Origin of the sequence: Microbacterium allomyrinae (genome assembly GCF_020682705.1) — a bacterium.
Taxonomy (GTDB): Bacteria; Actinomycetota; Actinomycetes; order Actinomycetales; family Microbacteriaceae; genus Microbacterium; species Microbacterium allomyrinae.
In genome coordinates this window covers 191,318-211,259 of record NZ_JAGTTN010000001.1, presented here as the reverse complement: position 1 = coordinate 211,259, position 19,942 = coordinate 191,318, and the positions used below count along the sequence as shown (strand labels likewise).

The window sequence follows — 19,942 nt, the reverse complement described above, 5'->3', positions numbered from 1 at the left end:
GCCATGCGATCCGACATGCGCCCCGCCGAATATCCGGCCCCCGAACGCATTCTCCTGCACATCAGCGACACGCACCTGCGTGCGGCGGCCACGCCTCGGCTGTTCGATGCCGTAGACGGTGCCGCGCTGCTGTCGCGCACGCTCGGCGTCATCGAGGCGAGCGGCGTCCGGCCCGACGCGGTGGTGTTCACCGGTGACCTCACAGACCTCGGCGAGGCGGGCGCCTACGCCGACCTTCGTGCTCTCGTCGAGCCGTTCGCGCAGCGCCTCGGCGCGCAGGTGCTGTGGGTGATGGGCAACCACGACGACCGTCGCGCGTTCCGCGTAGGGCTCCTGGACGAGGCAGCCGATCTGCGTCCTGTCGACCGCGTCGACGAGTTGGACGGCCTGCGCGTCGTCACGCTCGACACGTCGGTTCCGGGCCACCACCACGGCGAGCTGAGCGACGCGCAGCTGGAGTGGCTGACCGAGGTGCTCTCCACGCCCGCACCGCTGGGCACGATCCTGGCGCTGCACCATCCGCCGGTCCCGGCCGTCCTGCCACTGGCGGCCAGCGTCGAGCTGCGCGACCAATCCCGGCTGGCGGCCGTCCTGCGCGGCAGCGACGTGCGCACCATCATCGCCGGGCATCTGCACTACTCGACGTTCGCGACGTTCGCCGGCATCCCGGTGTCGGTCGCGTCGTCCACCTGCTACGCGCAGGACCTCACCGTTCCGGTCGGTGGCACCCGGCCGCAGGACGGTGCACAGTCGTTCAATCTCGTGCACGTCTACGACGACACCGTGGTGCACTCGGTCGTCCCGATCGACGCACCGCGCGCGCTCGAGTACATCGACCCCGACGAGGCTCAGCGTCGCCTTCGCGCAGCCGGCGTTGCTCCGCTCAGCGCCCCGCCGAGGGATGCGCCGACCGAGCCGATTCCCGTGCTGCGCTGAGCTCGTCCCGCTCCCAGGGCGCACGCACCGGGAACATTCGCTCCAGGGCGCCGCGCAGCGCGCGCACGCGCACGTCCTCGGGCACTTCTGCATTGCCGCCGTCGTTGAGGCAGAACATATCGGCGTCGCGATTCTCTGCGAGCCGCTCCATCTGGCGCAGACCCGCGACCATCGTCGTCTGCGCGTAGCGGACCCGCGGCACGCGTGTGGTGACGGCCCGGCCGGTGAGCAGCGCGTAGTAGTGGTACAGGCTGTTGGTCACCGAGATGTCGGTCGCGGAGCGGAAGCGGGATGCCGCGGTCCGCGCGAAGTCGTCGGGAAACGACTCTTCGAGCTCTGCCATGACGCTGCGGCGCAGCGGCGTCGCGCAGTGGTCCAGGTCGCGCACGATCGTGCGGCCGAACCGCTCGTGCAGCAGCGACCGGTTGACCCGCAGCCCGTTGTCGTGGCCGCTGCGATGCAGGGCGGGCTCGCCCGCACCGATGCGCACCTCGCATTCGACGAACTTGGTGACGCCGCCGGGCGTGAAGAACAGCTCCGGCTCGACCAGGCGGCCGAAGAACATGTCGTCGTTCGAGTAGAGGAAATGCTCGGCGAGGCCCGGGATGCGGTGCAGCTGCGCCTCGACTGCGTGCGAGTTGTGGGTGGGCAGCACAGAGGGATCGGCGAAGAACTCCTCGCTGCGCACGATCGTCACCTTCGGGTGCTCGAGCAGCCATTCCGGGGCGGGGGAGTCCGTGGCGATGAAGATGCGTCGCACCCACGGCGCGTACATGTGCACGCTGCGCAGGGCGTAGCGCAGTTCATCGACGTGACGGTAGCGCACCGCGCCGCCGTCGTCGCCGCCGACGACGTACTCGGCGAGCTGCGCGGCGCGCTGCCGCTGGAACTCGCTGGAGGATCCGTCCACCCACGAGAAGACGATGTCGATGTCGTCCGTGACCTCGAGCGGGTGCGGGTCGAACATGCCGGCGATCGTGCGCCAGCGCCGTCCGTAGCGGTCCACATCGGTGAAGGAGATGTCGGACGCCGGGGTGCTGCGCCGGGTGAGCGCGTTGTCCCGAGGCGCCTCGATCGTCTCGGGGTCGAACCGCCAGAACTCGAGGTGGACGCCGAGGGCGGGACCGTAGCGGAGCGTTCCCGAAGTGGTGACGCGAGGACGGTAGAGCCGCACGGTCGACGGCGACGCGGCGATCGGCTCGGCGTCGCAGGCCAGCACCGGAGCGCGGCCCTTCGCCTTGAGGTACAGCGGTTCGCCGGTGCAGACCGCGGCGAGGGCGTTCAGCGCCGCCTGGCGTTCCGCGACATCGACGACCAGCGCGGGCACCATGCGATCGTGGCGGATGAGCGTCGTCTGGATCCCCGCATCGGCCAGCGCGTCGGCGACCAGCAGCAGGTCGGCCTCGCGTGCGGCGTGCGGCGCGACCTCATCGTGGACGACATGCAGGATGCCGCGATCCACGACGACATCGGCGCGTTCGAGCAGATTCGTCCAGGGGTCGGCGGCTCGGGGGAGAGCAGACAATCGGGTCACGGTGTCCTCCTTCTGTTCAGCCCCGACGCGGATCGCGCGTTCAGGGCCTGTTGCCCACCCTAGGTGGCGTCCATTACAACGAGGTTTCCGCACGGCGCACGCCCGAGGGGAGACCCTTGACTTCTGGAATGCGCGCATGCACGGCCACCCTGCGAGCCGGGCGCGACGCCGATAGCCTGGAGCGGTGACCGATGACCAGCGCTACCGCTCCCGCGGTGGAGACCTCCACCGTCCCTACACCGCCGCCGACGACCGCTACGACATCACGCAGTACCGTCGTGTCGGCACGTCGGGACTGACCCTTCCCCCCGTCTCACTCGGGCTGTGGTGGAACTTCGGCGACAACATCCCCTTCGACAACCAGCGCGCGCTGCTGCGCCACGCGTTCGACCGGGGGATCACGCACTTCGATCTGGCAAACAACTACGGCCCGCCGTACGGCTCGGCCGAGACGAATTTCGGCCGCATGATGCGCGAGGACTTCGCGCCGTACCGCGACGAGCTCATCCTCTCCTCCAAGGCCGGCTACGACATGTGGGACGGCCCCTACGGCGACGGCGGATCGCGCAAGTACATCCTGGCGAGCGCCGAGCAGTCGCTCACGCGCATGAGCGTCGACTATGTCGACATCTTCTATTCGCACCGCGTCGACGCCGATGTCCCCGTCGAAGAGACGGTAGGCGCGCTCGACACGCTCGTGCGTCAGGGCAAGGCGCTCTACGTCGGCATCTCGTCGTACAGCGCCGAGCGCACGGCGGTGGCGGCATCCGTCGCCCGCTCGCTCGGCACGCCGCTCGTCATCCACCAGCCGGCCTACTCGATCCTGAACCGCTGGGTGGAGGACGGCCTGACCGGCGTCCTGAAGCAGGAGGGCATGGGTGCGATCGCGTTCACCCCGCTCGCGCAGGGGCTGCTCACCGACAAGTACCTCGGCGGGGGTCCCGCCGAGCGTGCGCAGAAGCGCTCGTCGGTCCCGGATCGCTCGCTGTCGGAGACGGGCCTGGCGAAGCTGCGCAGTCTCGACGTGATCGCCAAGGAGCGCGGGCAGTCGCTCGCGCAGATGGCGATCCAGTGGGTCCTGCGGGATCCGGTGGTCGCCTCGGCGCTCATCGGCGCCTCGCGTCCGGCTCAGATCGATGAGAACCTGCGGGCGCTCGAGGGCCCGGCGTTCAGCACCGAGGAGATCGAGCGCATCGACGCCCTGTCGGATGGCATCGACGTCGACCTCTGGGCGGAATCGGCGAACCGGTGAGTCAGGCCCTCGCGCCCGGCGGCGTCCACGTGCGGGCGCCCGGGAAGCTCAACCTGTTCTTCGAGGTGGGCGGCGTGCAGGAGGACGGCTATCACGACGTCGCCTCGGCCTATCAGGCGGTGTCGCTGTTCGAGGATGTGTGGGCGACGCACTCCGACGAGTTCTCGGTGTCGATCTCGGGCACGGTCGAGGTGTCGGGCGTGCCCGCCGACGACCGCAACCTCGCGGTGCGCGCGGCGCGGCTGCTCGCACAGCGCATCGGCTACAGCGGCGGCGTGCACCTCGACATCGTCAAGCACGTTCCCGTCGCCGGCGGGATGGGCGGGGGATCAGCGGATGCCGCGGCCGCGCTGGTCGCGTGCGATGCGCTGTGGGGCGCGGATCTGGGCGGTGCCGAGCTGCACAAGCTCGCCGCGCGGCTCGGGGCCGACGTGCCCTTCGCACTCATGGGCGGCACCGCGATCGGGACGGGCCGCGGGGATCAGCTGAACCCTGCCCTCGCCAAGGGGCGCTTCGACTGGGTGGTGCTGCCCTCCGACGACGGCCTGTCGACGCCGGAGGTCTACGCGCACCTCGACGAGTTGCGCGGTCGTCCCGACATCGTGGCGGCGCCGAGCGTGCCCGAGGTCGCTCCCGCCGTGCTGCACGCCTTGCGAGCGGGCGACCCGGTCGCGCTCGCCGAGCACACCAGCAATGATCTCCAGATCGCGGCGCTGTCGCTTCGGCCCGAGCTGCGCGACGCGCTGGAGCTGGGAGAGGGGTCCGGCGCACTCGCGGGCCTCGTGTCGGGGTCCGGCCCTACGCTGGCCTTCCTGACCGCAGACCCCGAGTCGGCGCTCGAACTGCAGATAACGCTCTCGGCCGCCGGGTTCGAGGCGCTCCACGTGCACGGGCCCGTCGCCGGTGCGCGGGTGGTGGGCGCGTGAAATCCCGCTGAGGCGATGACGATCCCGCACGACATGTGCCCCGAAAGACGGAAGAAGGAGACCCGACGATGAACGTTCCGACGGATGCCCCCGAAAATGCCGCGGGCGATGCCGATGCGGTGAATCCGGAGGCGGCCGATCCGCGTGCCGGCTTCCGATCCGAGTTCCGCGCGGCGCCAGTGGATCCGGCGTCCGACGAGCGGCTCGGCGAGTCCGGGCTGCGGTACCGGCTGGTACCTGCCGACGACGCCGCGTTCCCGGCCTGGCTGCAGGTGGTGACGCGCGGATTCCAGGATGCCGAGCGCACGGACGCGCAGATCGAGGCGACACGGGAGCGCAGCCGCTATCGCCGCAACACCGGCGTCTACGATCCGTCCGCGCCGATGGCCGATTCGCCCGTCGCGACGATCGCCTCGTGGATCGCGGATCTGACGGTACCCGGTGGCGCCGACCTGCCGTCAGCGGCGATCTCCGCCGTAACGGTGTCGCCCACACACCGCCGTCGCGGCATCGCGCGCGCGATGCTCGAGGGCGAACTGCGTGCCGCGCACGGCGCGGGGGCTCCGATGGCGATGCTCACCGTCAGCGAGTCGCCGCTGTACGGCCGGTACGGCTTCGCACCGGCCGCGGCGAGCGCGTCGTGGCGCATCGAGGCCAGGCGTGCGGTGTGGATCGGGCCGCGTCCCGAGGGGAGGGTGGACTTCATCTCCCGCTCCCGCGTGCGCGAGCTGATGGCACCTCTGCATGAGCGTCTGCGGCGGCATATCGTGGGTGAGATCGCCGTCGAAGGGGGATTCTGGGACAGGCTCGCGGGCACCTGGCCGGGCGATGAGCACGCCACGAGCAAGCGCGCGGTCCAGTACACCGACGCGGCGGGCGAGGTGCGAGGGCTCGCGGTCTACGCCGTCCGCGAGAACCACGACGACTTCACCAAGGCGACCGTGACCCTGCACTACCTGCTCGCCGAGACCGACGACGCATATGCCGCCCTGTGGCGGTTCCTGCTCGAGCTGGACCTCGTGGCCGAGGTGCACGCGAGTGAGCTCTCGGTGGACGAGCCGCTTCTCTGGATGATCGCCGATCAGCGCGCGGCGACCGTGACGGTGCGCGATCACCAGTACGTGCGCATCCTGGATGTGCCGCGTGCACTCGAGGCGCGCGCGTTCGGAGCGTCGGGGCTGATCGCACTGGACGTGTCGGATCCCCTGGCGATCACCGGCGGCCGGTTCCTGCTCGAGGTCGATGCCGAGGGCCGCGGCCGCGTCTCGGCATGGGTGTCCGACGAGGCACCGGCCGGAGCTGTCGAGGTCGCCCTCGGCATCGCCGAGCTGTCGGCCGCCTACCTCGGCGGGGTTTCGCTCGCGACGCTCGCTCGCGCGGGACGGGTGGAGACGACCGACAGCGCCGCCGCCGCCCGCGTGTTCGGCTGGCACACCGCGCCGAGCCTCAGCATCTGGTACTGACACGAGCGCCCTCCCGAGGGTGGACCGGGCGGGCGCCCCGCTCGCCTAGCCTGGAGGGGACATGGCACATCTTCTCGGGGCCGAGGCCCTGCACCTGGAATTCCCGACCAAGGTCGTCTTCGACGGCATCTCGCTGGGAATCGACGAGGGCGACCGCATCGGCGTCGTCGGCCGCAACGGCGACGGCAAGTCGAGCCTCCTTGCGATGCTCGCCGGACGGCTCGAGCCCGATTCGGGGCGCGTCACCGTACGCGGCGGTGTTCGCGTCGGCGTGCTCGATCAGGCCGACACCCTCGACGATGCGCACACCGTCGCCGAGGCCGTCGTCGGCGACCGCCCCGAGCACGAGTGGGCCGGTGACCCCCGAGCCCGCGATGTCATCGCCGGACTGCTCGGCGGCATCCCGTGGGACGGCCCCGTCGTGGGGCTCTCCGGCGGTCAGCGCCGCCGGGTCGCCCTGGCGGCCCTGTTAACGCGTGACGACGACGTGATCTTCCTCGACGAGCCGACCAACCACCTCGACGTCGAGGCGATCGCCTGGCTCGCCGGGCACATCAAGCGTCGCTGGCCGGCAGGCCAGGGCGGGCTGTTGGTCGTCACGCACGACCGATGGTTCCTCGACGAGGTCTGCACGGCCACGTGGGAGGTGCACGACCAGATCGTCGAGCCCTTCGAGGGCGGCTATGCGGCCTACATCCTGCAGCGCGTCGAGCGCGACCGTCAATCGGCGGCGATCGAGGCGCGCCGCCAGAATCTCGCACGCAAAGAGCTCGCGTGGCTGCGCCGCGGTGCGCCGGCGCGTACGTCCAAGCCCAAGTTCCGCATCGACGCGGCCAACGAGCTCATCGCCGATGTGCCCGAGATCCGTGACAAGACCGAGCTGCAGTCCCTCGCGGTCTCACGGCTCGGCAAAGATGTGGTCGACCTGCTCGACGCCGCCGTGTCGTACCCCGATCCCGCGACGGGCGAGCCGCGCGAGGTGCTGCACCCCGTCGAGTGGCGCATCGCGCCCGGCGAGCGCACCGGCATCCTCGGCGTGAACGGCGCGGGCAAGTCCACGCTGCTCGGGCTCGTGTCGGGTGACGTCGAACCCACCGCGGGACGGGTCAAGCGCGGTAAGACCGTCAACGTGGCGACCCTCACGCAGCGCCTCGACGAGCTGGAGGACCACCTCGAGAGCCCGGTGCGCGTCGTGATCGAGCGTCTTCGCACGACTTACACGTTCGGCGCCGGGTCGAAGGCGCAGGAACTCACTCCCGGCCAGCTCCTGGAGCGCATGGGATTCGCCAGCGCCCAGCTCTCGACACCGGTGAAGGATCTCTCAGGCGGGCAGAAGCGGCGCCTGCAGCTGCTGCTGATCCTGCTCGAGCAGCCGAACGTGCTGATCCTCGACGAGCCGACGAACGATCTCGACACCGACATCCTGTCCGCGATCGAGGACCTGCTCGACTCCTGGCCGGGGACGCTCCTGGTGGTCTCGCACGATCGCTATTTCATCGAGCGAGTCACGGATCAGCAGTACGCGATCCTCAGCGGGCACCTGCGTCATCTCCCGGGCGGCGTCGACGAGTATCTGAGGCTGCGCGAGCGCGAGCGCACAGCCGCCGCGACCACGTCGAAGGCGTCGGAGGCCGCGGCCGCCGCATCCGCGTCGTCCACGGCGTCAGCGACCCCGGCTCTGGCCGGGGCCGAGCTGCGATCCGCGCAGAAGGAGGTCGCAGCGCTCGAGCGGCGGCTCGAGAAGCTCGAAGCGCAGATCGGCACCGCGCGCACCTCGCTGGCGGACCACGACCAGTCCGACTACGTGGGCCTCGGCGCCGAGATGGCGCGCATCGGCGACCTCGAGAAGGAGCGCGACGACGTGGAGGCGCGCTGGTTCGAGCTCACCGAGCAGCTCGGCTGACGCCGCGAGATCCTCGTGGGGGCGTTCTCGGCATCCGGGCGCATCGCGGGGGTCGGGTGTTTCCGGGGGTTCGGGTGTTTCCGGGCTCGGGTCAGGTTCCGACGTCGAAGCCGAGGCTGAGCTTTCGCAGGAGCGCGGCGAGACGGTCGCGGTCGGAGCGTGACAGCGTTCCCAGCAGCAGCGCCTCGGCGTCCACGAGACGCGTGATCGCGGCATCCACCCGGGTCTTGCCCTCGTCGGTCATCGTGACCAGGATGCCGCGCCCATCACCGGGATCGGCTTCGCGACGCACGAGGCGGCGCCCGACGAGACGGTCGATGCGGTTGGTCATCGTCCCGCTCGAGACGAGGGTCTGCTGCAGCAGCTGCTTGGGACTGAGCTGGAACGGCTCGCCCGCGCGGCGAAGCGCCGACAGCACGTCCCACTCCCAGGGCTCCAGGTCGCTGCGGCGGAACGCGTCGCGGCGTGCGCGATCGAGGTGGCGCGAGAGCCGGTCCACGCGGGACAGCACGCCGAGCGGAGAGAAGTCGAGGTCAGGGCGCTGCGCGATCCATGCCTCGACGATGCGATCGACCTCGTCGGTCTGGTGGGACATTCCCCCATTATCGCGAGCGGATGCCGCGTCGCAGCGTGCGATGCCCCCGTGCCGCCTCGATCCCGACTTCTTCCGCCGAGACCGGGCGTCCTCGCCGAGACCTAGGACCTCGCCCCCGGTCTCGACGCAGATCCCCGGTCTCGCGCGCTGGGGTGTGGGGGTGGGTGGCGTGGGTGTGGGTGGGGGGCGGCGCGGGCGCCGGCAGACTCGCCCCGGCGCGGGCGCATGGCAGACTTGTCGGGCGGCTGCCGGCACCCCGGATCGGCCGCGGTCCGCCGTAGTGTAATGGCAGCACGACAGCCTTTGGAGCTGTTAGGTCCAGGTTCGAGTCCTGGCGGCGGAGCATGACAGATACGTTCGCCGATACCGGTCTCGCCGTCATCGTCCTGGCCGCGGGCCAAGGCACGCGCATGAAGTCCTCGACTCCCAAGGTGCTGCATCGCATCGGCGGTCGCCCGCTGGTCGGGCACGTGCTCGACACCGCCCTGGGCCTGGAGCCCGAGCGCGTCGTGGTGGTCGTGCGGCACGAGCGCGACCTGGTCGCCGACGCCGTGCGGGGCGCCGCCCCGGGCGTCGTGGTGGTCGATCAGGACGAGATCCCCGGCACCGGGCGCGCCGTCGAGGTGGCCCTGGACGCCCTCGATGACTTCGCCGGCGATGTGCTGGTGCTCAGCGGCGATGTGCCCCTCCTCGAGATCGACACGCTGGCGGCCCTGGTGAGCGCGCACCGCGCCGGTGCCGCCGCGGCGACCGTGCTGAGCGCGGTCGTCGACGACGCGACGGGCTACGGCCGTGTCATCCGAGACGCCGACGGCGCCGTGTCTCGCATCGTCGAGCAGAAGGACGCGACGGCGGACGAGGCATCCGTGTCCGAGATCAACGCGGGGGTCTATGTCTTCCAGGTCCCCGCGCTGCGCACGCATCTCGCGCTCGTGGGCACCGCGAACGCGCAGGGCGAGAAGTACCTCACCGACGTGGTGGCGCTGCTGCGCGCCTCTCGGCTCGTGGTGGCGGCGTCCGCCGCTCCGGATGCCGCGACGGCCCTGGGCGTGAACGACCGGGTGCAGCTGTCCGAGGCCGCGCGGGTGCTCAATGCCCGCACGGTGCGGCGCTGGCAGCTCGAGGGGGTCTCGATCCTGGACCCTGCCACGACGTGGATCGACGTGACGGCGAGCCTCGCCGCGGATGTAACCGTGCTGCCCAACACGCACATCCTGCGTGCGACGGCGATCGCCACCCGCGCGACCGTCGGCCCCGACACGAGTCTCGTCGACTGCGAGGTGGGCGAGGATGCCGTCGTCACGCGCACAGATGCGACGCTCGCCGTCATCGGCGCCGGCGCCACGGTCGGGCCGTTCGCCTACCTGCGACCGGGCACCTACCTGGGCGACAAGGGCAAGATCGGCACTTTCGTCGAGACGAAGAATTCCACGATCGGCGAGCGCAGCAAAGTGCCGCATCTCTCGTACATCGGCGACACCACGATCGGCACCGGAGTCAACCTCGGCGCCGGTGCGATCACCGCGAACTACGACGATGTGACGAAGCACCGCACCGAGATCGGCGACGAGGTGCACGCCGGGTCGCACAACGTCTTCGTGGCGCCCGTTAGGATCGGAGACGGCGCGAAGACCGGGGCCGGGGCGGTCATCCGCAAGGATGTTCCCGCCGGTGCCCTCGCTCTCAGTGTCGCCCCTCAGCGCAATGTCGAGGGGTGGGTCGAGAAGAACAGACCGGGAACCGGTGCCGCGGATGTCGCGGCCAAGGCTCGGTCCGCACAGAAAGCGGACGATGGGGCGCAAGAAGAAGACCGTTGAGCTCGACCGCGAGAACGACATCGCACCCGGCCTCGTCGCAAAGACCAAGAAGCGACTCGTCATCGCGCGGGGGAGTTCCCACCCGCAGCTGGCGATCGACGTCGCGGCCGACCTCGGCACGGAGCTGGTGCCCACCGAGTACCGGACGTTCGCGTCGGGCGAGATCCTGACCCGGTTCGAGGTCTCGATCCGCGGCTGCGACTTCTTCCTGATCCAGAGCTTCGGCCCGCCCGTGAACGAGTGGCTCATGGAGACGCTCATCATGCTCGACGCGGCCAAGCGCGCGTCGGCGAAGCGGATCACCGTCGTCGCGCCGTACTACCCGTACTCCCGGCAGGACAAGAAGGGTCGCGGTCGCGAACCCATCAGCGCCCGCCTCGTCGCCGACCTGATGAAGACGGCCGGAGCGGATCGGGTGATGAGCGTCGATCTGCACGCGGCCCAGATCCAGGGCTTCTTCGACGGCCCGGTCGATCATCTCTTCGCCAAGCCCGTGCTGCTGGAGTACTTCCAGAACACGCTCAGCACCGAAGACCGTGCAAGGCTCACCGTCGTGTCGCCCGACACCGGTCGGGTGCGTGTCGCCGACCAGTGGTCCGACAGCCTCGGAGCGCCGCTCGCGATCATCCACAAGCGTCGCGATCCGAACGTCGCGAACCAGGTGACCGTCAACGAGATCGTCGGCGACGTCCACGGGCGCGTGTGCCTGCTCGTGGACGACATGATCGACACCGGTGGGACGATCGTGAAGGCGGCCGAGGCACTCAAGGCGAATGGCGCGATCAAGGTCATCGTCGCGGCCACGCACGCGATCTTCAGCGATCCCGCGGTGCAGCGACTGCGCAGCGAGGCGATCGACGAGGTCGTGGTGACCGACACGGTCCCGATCCCCGACGAGAAGCATTTCCCGACGCTCACGATCCTGCCGATCGCCCCGTTGCTCGCGCGAGCGATCCACGAAGTGTTCGAGGACGGCTCGGTCACGAGCATGTTCGACGGGGCCGCCTGACGCATACGACAGAGACAGGGCTTCCGCGAGGAAGGTACGGAGAACATCCATGATGCAGCCGCTGACCGAAGCCCGACTCACTGTCGCGCGCCCTTGGGCGCTTTCCGCCGATGAGGTGCTCGCACACCTCGAGACGCAGGCGACCGGACTGAGCACCGGCGACGCCGAGAAGCGGCTGGGTCTGGTCGGACCGAACCGCCTTCCCGAGCCGGTGCGCAAGCCCGCGATCGTGCGGTTCCTCTCGCATTTCAACGACACCCTGATCTACATCCTGCTGGGCGCCGCGGTCATCAAGGCGCTCATGGGGGACTGGCTCGACTTCTGGGTGATCATGGCGGTCGCCATCATCAACGCCGTCATCGGCTATATCCAGGAGGGGCGCGCTGAGAAGGCGCTGGCGGGGATCCGGGGGATGCTGTCGGCCGACGCCAGTGCGCGGCGGGACGGCGGCTGGGTCACCGTGGCGGCCGCCGACCTGGTGCCCGGCGATGTGGTGCGCCTCATGCCGGGCGACAAGGTTCCGGCAGATCTGCGGCTGCTGCAGGCGTTCCAGCTCCGCATCGACGAGGCGGCCCTGACCGGCGAGTCGGTGCCGTCATCGAAGACGACCGATCCCGCCGACGCGGACGCGGGGGTGGGCGATCGCGGCTCGATGGCCTTCTCGGGCACGATCGTGAGCGCCGGGCAGGGCCGTGGCGTCGTGACCGGCACCGGCACGCTGACCGAGATCGGACGCATCCAGAGCCTCTCCGACGAGGCCGGCGCGCTGGCGACCCCTCTCACCCGCCAGCTCGACGGCTTCGGCCGCGTGCTCACGGTCGTCATCCTCGGGATGGCGGCGGTCATGCTGATGATCGGCAGGTTCCTGCACGGGATGCCGTTCGACGAGTTGATCTCGGCGGCCATCGGATTCGCGGTGGCGGCCATCCCCGAGGGGCTGCCGGCGCTGGTGACCATCACGCTCGCGATCGGCGTGCAGCAGATGGCCAAGCACAACGCCATCACCCGCAAGCTTCCCGCGGTCGAGGCGCTCGGGTCGGTGACGACGGTGTGCTCCGACAAGACCGGCACGCTGACTAAGAACGAGATGACCGTGCGGCGCATCGTGACGCCCGTGGCCGAGTACGAGGTGACAGGGCTCGGATACACGCCGGACGGCGAGATCATTCCGCTGCGCGGCCATGGCGGTGAGCCGAGGAGCGGGGAACGCGGCGGCCCGGTCGGCGGCGACCTCGCCGTCGTGCTCGCCGTCGCGACGCTCTGCAACGACGCGCATGTCGTCCGCGGCGACGACGGGGCATGGAGCCTCGTCGGCGAGCCCACCGAAGGCGCCTTGAAGGTCGCGGCGATGAAGGGCAGCATCGGCGGCAGCGGAAGCCGGCGGGTCGGCGTGCTCCCGTTCGACTCCGCGAACAAGCTCATGGCGACCCTCAACGAGGCGACCGAAGGATCCCGCGCGATCCTCGTCAAGGGGGCGCCCGACCGGCTGCTCGAGCGCTCGCTCACCCAGCGAGGAGCCGACGGCGCCGAGCCGCTCGACGTGGCGAAGTGGGATGCCGCGATCGCCGAGCTCAGCTCGCAGGGTCTGCGGGTCCTCGCCGCAGCACGCCGCCCCGTCCGCGCGGGCACCGGCACGATCACGCTGGACGACCTCGCCGACCTCGAGTTCCTGGGGCTGTGGGGCATCGTCGACCCGCCCCGGCCCGAGGCGATCGACGCCATCGCGGACTGCCATACCGCCGGCATCCGCGTGAAGATGATCACCGGAGACCACGCCGGAACCGCGCTGGCGATCGCGCACGAGATGGGTCTCGCCGGTGCCGATGCCGAGGTGCTGACCGGCGCCGAGCTGGAGGCGCTCAGCCAGGAGCAGCTCAAGGACGTCGTACGCGACGTCGACGTCTATGCCCGCACGAGTCCCGAGCACAAGATCCGCATCGTGCGTGCGCTGCAGTCCCACGGTGAAGTCGTCGCGATGACCGGTGACGGCGTCAACGACGCGCCCGCGCTCACCCGCGCAGACGTCGGGATCGCGATGGGCATCAAGGGGACCGAGGCGACCAAGGAGGCGGCGGAGTTCGTTCTCGCCGACGACAACTTCGCCACGATCCGCAGCGCCATCGCCGAGGGTCGTCGCATCTACGACAATCTCCGCAAATCGATCGTCTTCCTGCTGCCCACCAACGGCGCGCAGTCGCTCGTCATCCTGATCGCCGTCGTGTTCGGGCTCACGCTGCCGATCACATCGGTGCAGGTGCTGTGGGTCAACATGGTTACCGCCGTGACGCTGTCGCTCGCGCTGGCGTACGAGCCCGCCGAACGGGGGATCATGAAGCGCCCGCCGAGGGGGAGCGGAGGCCCGATCATCGATCGGCGCGAACTCGGCTTCGTCGTGATCGTCTCGCTGCTGATCGGAGGCGCCACGATGGGCGTGTTCTACGGCGTCGTCGCGACCGGCGTCGATGTCGAGATCGCCCGCACCGAGGCGGTCCTGATGCTGGCGCTCGGACAGCTCGCGTACCTGTTCAACTGCCGGTTCATGTCGCGCTCGAGCCTGACCTTCGACGTCCTGCGAGGAAACCGCGTCGTGTGGTGGTCGGCGCTCGCGCTGATCGTGCTGCAGGTGATCTACACATACGTGCCGTTCATGAACGTGCTCTTCGAGTCGCGCCCGCTGTCTGCAACGGCCTGGGCGCTGCCGATCGTGCTCTCGATCGGGATCTTCCTGGCCGTCGAGGCGCTCAAGGCCGTCATGCGCGCGCGGGCATCCTCATCGGCTCCTGCCGGGGCGCTCAAAGCAACCTCATAGGGGCGGTTGCGAGGATCGCTTCAGCACAGGGCGCCGGACGGCGTCAGCCACCACGAGCCAGGAGGACCGTCATGATCCGCACCGCACTCGCCCCCCGAGCCCGCGCCGGCGCCGCATTCGCCGCCGTCGCCGGAATCGCCCTCCTCGCGGGCTGCACGCCCGGAACAGCCGACGCCGAAGACACGGCCACCGATTCCTCGTCGACTTCGACCGATTCGACCGACGCGACCGACTCGACGACGTCGGGCGGTTCCGGCACCTACGTCGACGGCACCTACACGGCGGAAGGGTCGTACTCGACGCCCGAGACGGTCGAGACGATCAGCGTCACCGTCACCCTCGAGGGGGACGTCATCACGGCCGTCGAGGTGACCGGCGATCCGCAGGCGCGGGAGTCCGAGCAGTACCAGGGCGAGTTCATCGGCGGGATCGCCGATGTCGTCGTCGGAGAAGACATCGACGACATCCAGGTCAGCCGGGTCGCGGGATCCTCGCTCACGAGCGGCGGGTTCAACGACGCGATCGATGCCATCAAGGCCGAGGCGGCGGCGTAGGCCATGACTGCCGCGGCGGTTCGCACCGGCTCTGCCGCAGACACCGCGGACGCCCGCACGTGGCGCTTCGACGCGATCGGGACGGCGTGGGAGATCGTCACCGCGACGGCGCTGCCCGCCACTGTGCGCGCGGACGTGACCTCGGCGATCGACGCCTTCGACCGCACCTGGTCGCGCTTCCGCGCGGACTCGACCGTGCGCTGGCTCGCGGCGCATCCGCGGCCGGTTCCCGCCCCGGCCGATGCCGAGCCGATGCTGGACATGTACGCGGCGCTGTCCTCCGCGACCGCGGGCGCGATCAATCCGCTCGTCGGCGCGTCGCTCGAGAGCCTCGGGTACGACGCCGACTATTCGCTTCGCGGCGGTGATCCGGTGGCCGCGCCCGAGTCGTGGCAGGACGTTCTCACGTGGAGTGGGGGCGTGCTCGATCTTCGTACGCCGGCCACGATCGATGTCGGAGCCCTGGGCAAAGGGCGCCTCGTCGATCTCGTGCTCGACATCGTCACCGGTGCGCTGCCGGGTGACGCGGTGGTGGATGCGGGCGGCGATATCGCCCTGCGCGGCGCCGCTCAGCGCATCGGGCTGGAGCATCCGTTCGATCCGCGCCGCGCAATCGGGGTGTGGGAAGTGACGGACGCCGCACTCTGCGCGTCCGCGACCAACCGGCGTGCCTGGCAGTCGGCGGGCGGCGAGGGCCTTCACCACGTGCTGGATGCGCGCACGGGCGTGCCGATCCGCACGATCGCCGCGACGTGGGCGGTGGCGCCCGACGCGATGACAGCGGATGCCGTGTCGACGGCGCTGTTCTTCGAGGGCGGCCCCCGATTCGCATTCGAGCGTGGCGTGGACTGGGTGCGGATGACCACCGACGGCCGCGTGGAATGGTCGCCGGGATGCCCCGCGCAACTGCTGCGGTGAGCGCCGAGCGCCTCACCGGACGGGATAGCGTGGAACGGTGACCGACTCGCCTCCCTCCGGACAGGTCGTCGCCGTCGATCGCGGCGACGCGCACCGCTTCAGCCTCCCGACGCGCGAGGCGGTGTGACGTGATCGGCTCCCTCACCGCACTCTGGAACCGTGTCTTCGCGGTGCTCGGCCGCGTGTCGATGTATCGCCTCGTCTACCTGGCGCTGGCGGCGCTCGCCGTCGTCGCGCTTCTGCTGTCGTTCTTCGACCTCGTCGGTCCCGATCCGTTCCCGTTGGTGGCGACGCTCGCGGTGCTGTCGGCCGTGTGCGTGGGGGTGGATGCCGCGGCCCAGCGCGTGCTGAACCTGCCCTGGCGTCTGGAATCATCGCTGATCACGGCGCACATCCTGCTGTTCGTGCTGCGTCCGACGATCGACCTCGTGGGTCTGGCCGGGATCGCGCTCGCCGCGGCCGTCGCGTCGCTGTCCAAGTACGCCCTGGCGTGGCGCGGACGCCATATCTTCAATCCGGCGGCCGTCGGCGCCACAGTGCTGACGCTGCTGAGCCTGGTGTGGCCGGCGCTCGGCGCGTCGTCGTGGTGGGTGGGCACTCCAGCGCTCGCAGCCCCCGTGATCCTGTTCGGGCTCGCGGTGCTGCTGCGCACCGAGAAGGTGCGGGTCGTCGCGGTGTTCCTCGTGGTGGCGGTGGCCGTCGCGGTGATCCGAGTGGCCGCGCAGTACCAGGCGGCGGGGGTGGAGATCGACGGCCTCGAGGTGTTCTGGCAGGTGCTGTGGTCCTCGCCGTTCCTCTTCCTCGGCGCCTTCATGCTGTCGGAGCCGCTCACTCTCCCGCCCCGCCGCTGGCAGCAGTTCCTGGTGGCCGCAGTCGTGGGCGTGCTCGCCGGATGGCCGATCCCGATCGGCGAGATCACCCTCGGTCAGGAGCGCGCGCTGCTCATCGGCAACCTCGTCGCCTTCGCCTTCGCGGTGCGCACGGCGGTGCGCCTCACGCTCATCTCGCGCGGCGACCCCACGCCGTCGGTGCGCGAGCTGACCTTCCGCGTGCACGACCGCCTCTCGTTCGTTCCGGGGCAGTACCTCGAACTCGAAGTGCCGCATCGCCATCCCGATGCCCGCGGCACGCGACGCGAGTTCAGCATCGCGTCGGCACCGGCCGATCTGCCCTTGCTGAAGGTGGCGTTCAAAGAGGGATCGAGCACGAAGCCGCAGAGCTCGTACAAGAAGGCGCTCGCCGAGGTCGGGGTCGGGGGAGAGCTGGCGATCACGGGTGTGTGGGGCGACTTCCTGCTGCCCAAGCGTGCTGCCGCGCCGATCCTGATGGTGGCCGCGGGCATCGGCGTGACGCCGTTCGTCTCGCAGCTCGCCCAGTTGCGCCGGTCCGGCGACGAGCGCGACATCGTGCTCGTCTACGTGGCGTCGGATGCCGCGGAACTGGCGTACCGCGACGACATCGAGGCTTCCGGTGCCCGTGTCGTCGTGTTCACGCGCGACCGGCCAGCCGACCTGCCCGCCCACTGGCAATGGGCGCGCGGCGTTCGCCTCGACGCGGACGGACTGGTGCAGGTCGTGCCCGACATCTCTTCGCGCCATGCCTACATCTCGGGTCCGGCCGGACTCATCGCGGAACTTGCTCCCGCCCTCGAGCGTGCCCGCTCGATCACGACCGACGCCTTCAGCGGCTACTGAGAGCGGGCCGGACCCGCGCATTCTGAGCAGCTGTGCTCTCGCGGTCGCGTTTCGGCGGTCGGGTGCCGCGGTCGGGTGGCCGGTATTGACAGGCGCGCGAGCGGTGTTTCGGAGGGTGGGGACGCCGGCGTGGACGGGTGGCGAGCGGTGGTTCGGTACGTGGAACGGCCGCCGCGGTGAGCGAGCGCGTGAGGGAGTGGAGCGGTTCAGGCAGCCGGGTCCGCGGGCCGGGCGGGCAACCGCACTTCGAACGTCGTGTCGCCCGGGGCGCTGTCGACCGTGATCGCGCCGCCGTGAGCATCGACGATCGCGCGGACGATCGACAGCCCGAGGCCTGTCCCGCCGGTCTGCCGGGCGCGTGAGCGATCGGCCCGAGAGAAGCGCTCGAACAGCTCGTCCTTGATCGCCGGATCGATGCCGGGGCCGTCGTCGTGCACCCGCAGCACGGCGTTGCCGTCATCGCGGGTCACGCCGATCGTCACGGTGGTGCCGGCGGGGGTGTGGGTGCGTGCGTTCGCGAGGAGGTTCGCCGCGATCTGGTACAGCCGCCCGGCGTCACCGGCGATCAGCACCGGCTCATCGTCGACGTCGATCACCCAGGTGTGATCCGGGCCGGTCGGCCGGGCATCGGCCACAGCATCGATCGCGAGGCGCGTGAGATCCACCGTGCCGTAAACCAGCTCCTGCCCCTCGTCCAGGCGCGCGAGCAGCAGCAGGTCCTCGACGAGCGAGGTCATGCGCAGCGACTGCGCCTGGATGCGCTCGAGCGATGCTTCGGTCGTCTGCATCGTCGACGGTCCGTGGTCCCGGTCGAGGGCCTTCAGCGACAGCTCGGAGTATCCGCGGATCGACGCCAGCGGGGTTCTCAGCTCGTGACTCGCGTCGGCCACGAACGCGCGCATGCGCTCCTCGTTGCGCTGGCGGGCGGCGAGCGAGACGCCGACGTGGTCGAGGAGGGTGTTGAGCGCTTCTCCCACGCGGCCGACCTCGGTGCGCGGATCGGCCTGGCGCGCGGGCACCCGCTCGGAGATCGACACCTCCCCCTGGTCGAGGGGCATGCGAGACACGCGCTCGGCGGTGTCGGCCACGGCGCGCAGCGGCGCGAGTCCGGCCCGGATGGTCCACGCGGTCGCAGCCGCGAGCAGGATGAGCCCGCCCGCGGTGAGGAGCGCGATCGTGGTGAGCATCCTGGTGATCGTGGTGGCGACATCGTCGCGGGACAGCCCGACGACCACGATCGACTGCCCGCTTACGGGCTGCCCTTCGATGCGGTAGGTCCCGATGTCGTCGATCGAGACAACGATCGGTCCTTGCTCGGGGATGTCTTCGGTCAGTTGTCCGATCTGCTCATCGGTGAGCGCGAGTACGGTCCCGTCGTCCAATGTCACGGCCGCCGTCGGCATGTTGGGCAGAGTCTGGACCGCGAACAGCGTGCCGGCCTGCATCGGCATCTGCTCGAGGATCTGCTCCGCCGACATTCCCTGGGCGATGAACTGCCGTGTCATGCTCGCAGTACGGTCGACCTGCGACTTCAGCTGCTCACTGAGGCCAGCCTCGAGCACGTTCCCGAGGATCGCGCTCGTGGCCACGCCGACGAGCACCATGATGAACGACGTGATCCCCACGACCGTCACGATCAGCTTCCGCTGCAGCGACCACGGGGCGCGCTTGCGGACGGCCTTGTCGCGAGGCGGCTTCACCGCGGCGACGGATGCCTCCGCACCTGTGGGTGCCGCGGCATCCGTCGTGTCGTTCGCGGCGCCCTGGGGCGCCTCACCGGGAAATTCGCTCGTCACTGCGGGGCCTTGATCATGTACCCGACGCCGCGGACGGTGTGGATGAGCGGCTCGCGGCCCTGGTCGATCTTCTTGCGGAGGTACGAGATGTACAGCTCGACCACGCTCGAGCGCCCGCCGAAGTCGTAGTTCCACACGCGGTCGAGGATCTGCGCCTTCGACACGACACGGCGCTGGTTGCGCATGAGGTAGCGCAGCAGCTCGAACTCGGTCGCGGTAAGCTCGATCTCGTCTCCCGAGCGGTCCACCTCGTGGCTGTCCTCGTTGAGGGTGAGATCGCCTACACGCAGGATCGGCTCCGCGGTCGAGGCGTGGGCCGTGCCGGCGCGGCGCATGAGGCCGCGAAGGCGCGCGACGACCTCTTCGAGGCTGAAGGGCTTCGTGACGTAGTCGTCGCCGCCCGCGGTGAGGCCGGCGACCCGGTCGCTCACGGCGTCCTTCGCGGTCAGGAACAGCACCGGCACCTCGTCACCGGACTGGCGCAGCCGCTGCAGCACGGCCATGCCGTCGAGATCCGGCATCATGATGTCGAGCACCATGGCGTCGGGACCGAAGTCCCGGGCCGCCTGCAGCGCCTCGTAGCCCGAGGCGGCTGTGCGCACCTCCCACCCTTCCATCCGCAGCGCCATCGACAGCAGGTCGGTGAGCATCTGCTCGTCGTCGACCACGAGGACGCGCAGGGCCGATCCGTCGGGGCGTTGGAGTGCGGGGGAGGGGCTGGTCATGGCTCCATTGT

Annotated in this window: 15 protein-coding genes and 1 tRNA gene; 12 read left to right on the top strand and 4 right to left on the bottom strand. The window is 70.1% G+C overall.

The window, feature by feature from the left end; genetic code table 11:
* The first annotated feature begins 15 nt into the window (after positions 1-15).
* Positions 16-936, top strand: coding sequence for a phosphodiesterase (locus KEC57_RS01040; protein WP_229382662.1), 921 nt, complete (start codon positions 16-18; stop codon positions 934-936).
* On the opposite strand, the gene KEC57_RS01035 is transcribed toward KEC57_RS01040, so the two are convergent.
* The gene (locus tag KEC57_RS01035; protein WP_229382661.1) at positions 884-2,470 is read right to left on the bottom strand and encodes a stealth family protein; all 1,587 of its coding nucleotides are present in this window, start codon (positions 2,468-2,470) and stop codon (positions 884-886) included. The genes KEC57_RS01040 and KEC57_RS01035 overlap by 53 nt on opposite strands.
* A gap of 184 nt (positions 2,471-2,654) precedes the next feature.
* Here KEC57_RS01035 and mgrA point away from each other — a divergent pair, with 184 nt between their 5' ends.
* The 4 genes from mgrA to KEC57_RS01015 all read left to right on the top strand — a co-directional run bounded on the left by mgrA (position 2,655) and on the right by KEC57_RS01015 (position 8,014).
* The gene (gene mgrA, locus KEC57_RS01030) at positions 2,655-3,722 is read left to right on the top strand and encodes an L-glyceraldehyde 3-phosphate reductase (RefSeq protein WP_308187548.1); all 1,068 of its coding nucleotides are present in this window, start codon (positions 2,655-2,657) and stop codon (positions 3,720-3,722) included.
* Positions 3,719-4,648 carry a 4-(cytidine 5'-diphospho)-2-C-methyl-D-erythritol kinase gene (locus tag KEC57_RS01025; RefSeq protein ID WP_229382660.1) on the top strand — a complete coding sequence of 310 codons (930 nt, stop codon included), beginning with the start codon at positions 3,719-3,721 and terminating at the stop codon, positions 4,646-4,648. Before mgrA ends, KEC57_RS01025 begins: the two co-directional genes overlap by 4 nt.
* A 68-nt stretch (positions 4,649-4,716) precedes the next feature.
* Positions 4,717-6,111, top strand: a complete 1,395-nt coding sequence (locus KEC57_RS01020) for a GNAT family N-acetyltransferase (RefSeq protein WP_229382659.1) — start codon at positions 4,717-4,719, stop codon at positions 6,109-6,111.
* A 61-nt stretch (positions 6,112-6,172) separates the two neighbouring features.
* Entirely contained in the window at positions 6,173-8,014 is a 1,842-nt protein-coding gene (locus KEC57_RS01015) for an ABC-F family ATP-binding cassette domain-containing protein (RefSeq protein WP_229382658.1), read from the top strand.
* Positions 8,015-8,105: 91 nt separating this feature from the next.
* On the opposite strand, the gene KEC57_RS01010 is transcribed toward KEC57_RS01015, so the two are convergent.
* A complete protein-coding gene (locus KEC57_RS01010) occupies positions 8,106-8,609 on the bottom strand; it encodes a MarR family winged helix-turn-helix transcriptional regulator (RefSeq protein WP_229382657.1) in 504 nt (167 codons plus the stop codon).
* Positions 8,610-8,880: 271 nt separating this feature from the next.
* On the opposite strand from KEC57_RS01010, the gene KEC57_RS01005 reads away from it, so the two are divergent.
* From KEC57_RS01005 to KEC57_RS00975, 7 genes are all read left to right on the top strand, one after another.
* Positions 8,881-8,952 (top strand) — tRNA-Gln (locus KEC57_RS01005).
* A gap of 1 nt (position 8,953) precedes the next feature.
* Complete coding sequence (glmU, locus tag KEC57_RS01000) at positions 8,954-10,426, top strand: bifunctional UDP-N-acetylglucosamine diphosphorylase/glucosamine-1-phosphate N-acetyltransferase GlmU (RefSeq protein ID WP_229382656.1); 1,473 nt, start codon at positions 8,954-8,956, stop codon at positions 10,424-10,426.
* Complete coding sequence (locus KEC57_RS00995; protein WP_229382655.1) at positions 10,401-11,435, top strand: ribose-phosphate diphosphokinase; 1,035 nt, start codon at positions 10,401-10,403, stop codon at positions 11,433-11,435. The genes glmU and KEC57_RS00995 overlap by 26 nt, the downstream gene beginning before the upstream one ends.
* 49 nt (positions 11,436-11,484) lie before the next feature.
* Positions 11,485-14,244, top strand: a complete 2,760-nt coding sequence (locus KEC57_RS00990; protein WP_229382654.1) for a cation-translocating P-type ATPase — start codon at positions 11,485-11,487, stop codon at positions 14,242-14,244.
* 71 nt (positions 14,245-14,315) lie between these two features.
* The gene (locus KEC57_RS00985; protein WP_229382653.1) at positions 14,316-14,798 is read left to right on the top strand and encodes an FMN-binding protein; all 483 of its coding nucleotides are present in this window, start codon (positions 14,316-14,318) and stop codon (positions 14,796-14,798) included.
* Positions 14,799-14,801: 3 nt separating this feature from the next.
* Positions 14,802-15,716 carry an FAD:protein FMN transferase gene (locus KEC57_RS00980; protein WP_229382652.1) on the top strand — a complete coding sequence of 305 codons (915 nt, stop codon included), beginning with the start codon at positions 14,802-14,804 and terminating at the stop codon, positions 15,714-15,716.
* Positions 15,717-15,844: 128 nt separating this feature from the next.
* Positions 15,845-17,410, top strand: a complete 1,566-nt coding sequence (locus tag KEC57_RS00975) for an FAD-dependent oxidoreductase (protein ID WP_229382651.1) — start codon at positions 15,845-15,847, stop codon at positions 17,408-17,410.
* A 206-nt stretch (positions 17,411-17,616) separates the two neighbouring features.
* Here KEC57_RS00975 and KEC57_RS00970 read toward each other — a convergent pair whose 3' ends face one another.
* Together KEC57_RS00970 and KEC57_RS00965 are read right to left on the bottom strand one after the other, a co-directional pair.
* Complete coding sequence (locus KEC57_RS00970) at positions 17,617-19,206, bottom strand: sensor histidine kinase (protein WP_308187547.1); 1,590 nt, start codon at positions 19,204-19,206, stop codon at positions 17,617-17,619.
* Positions 19,203-19,931 (bottom strand): response regulator transcription factor, encoded by a 729-nt coding sequence (locus KEC57_RS00965; RefSeq protein ID WP_229382650.1) that lies wholly within the window; start codon positions 19,929-19,931, stop codon positions 19,203-19,205. The genes KEC57_RS00970 and KEC57_RS00965 overlap by 4 nt, the downstream gene beginning before the upstream one ends.
* Positions 19,932-19,942 lie beyond the last annotated feature (11 nt).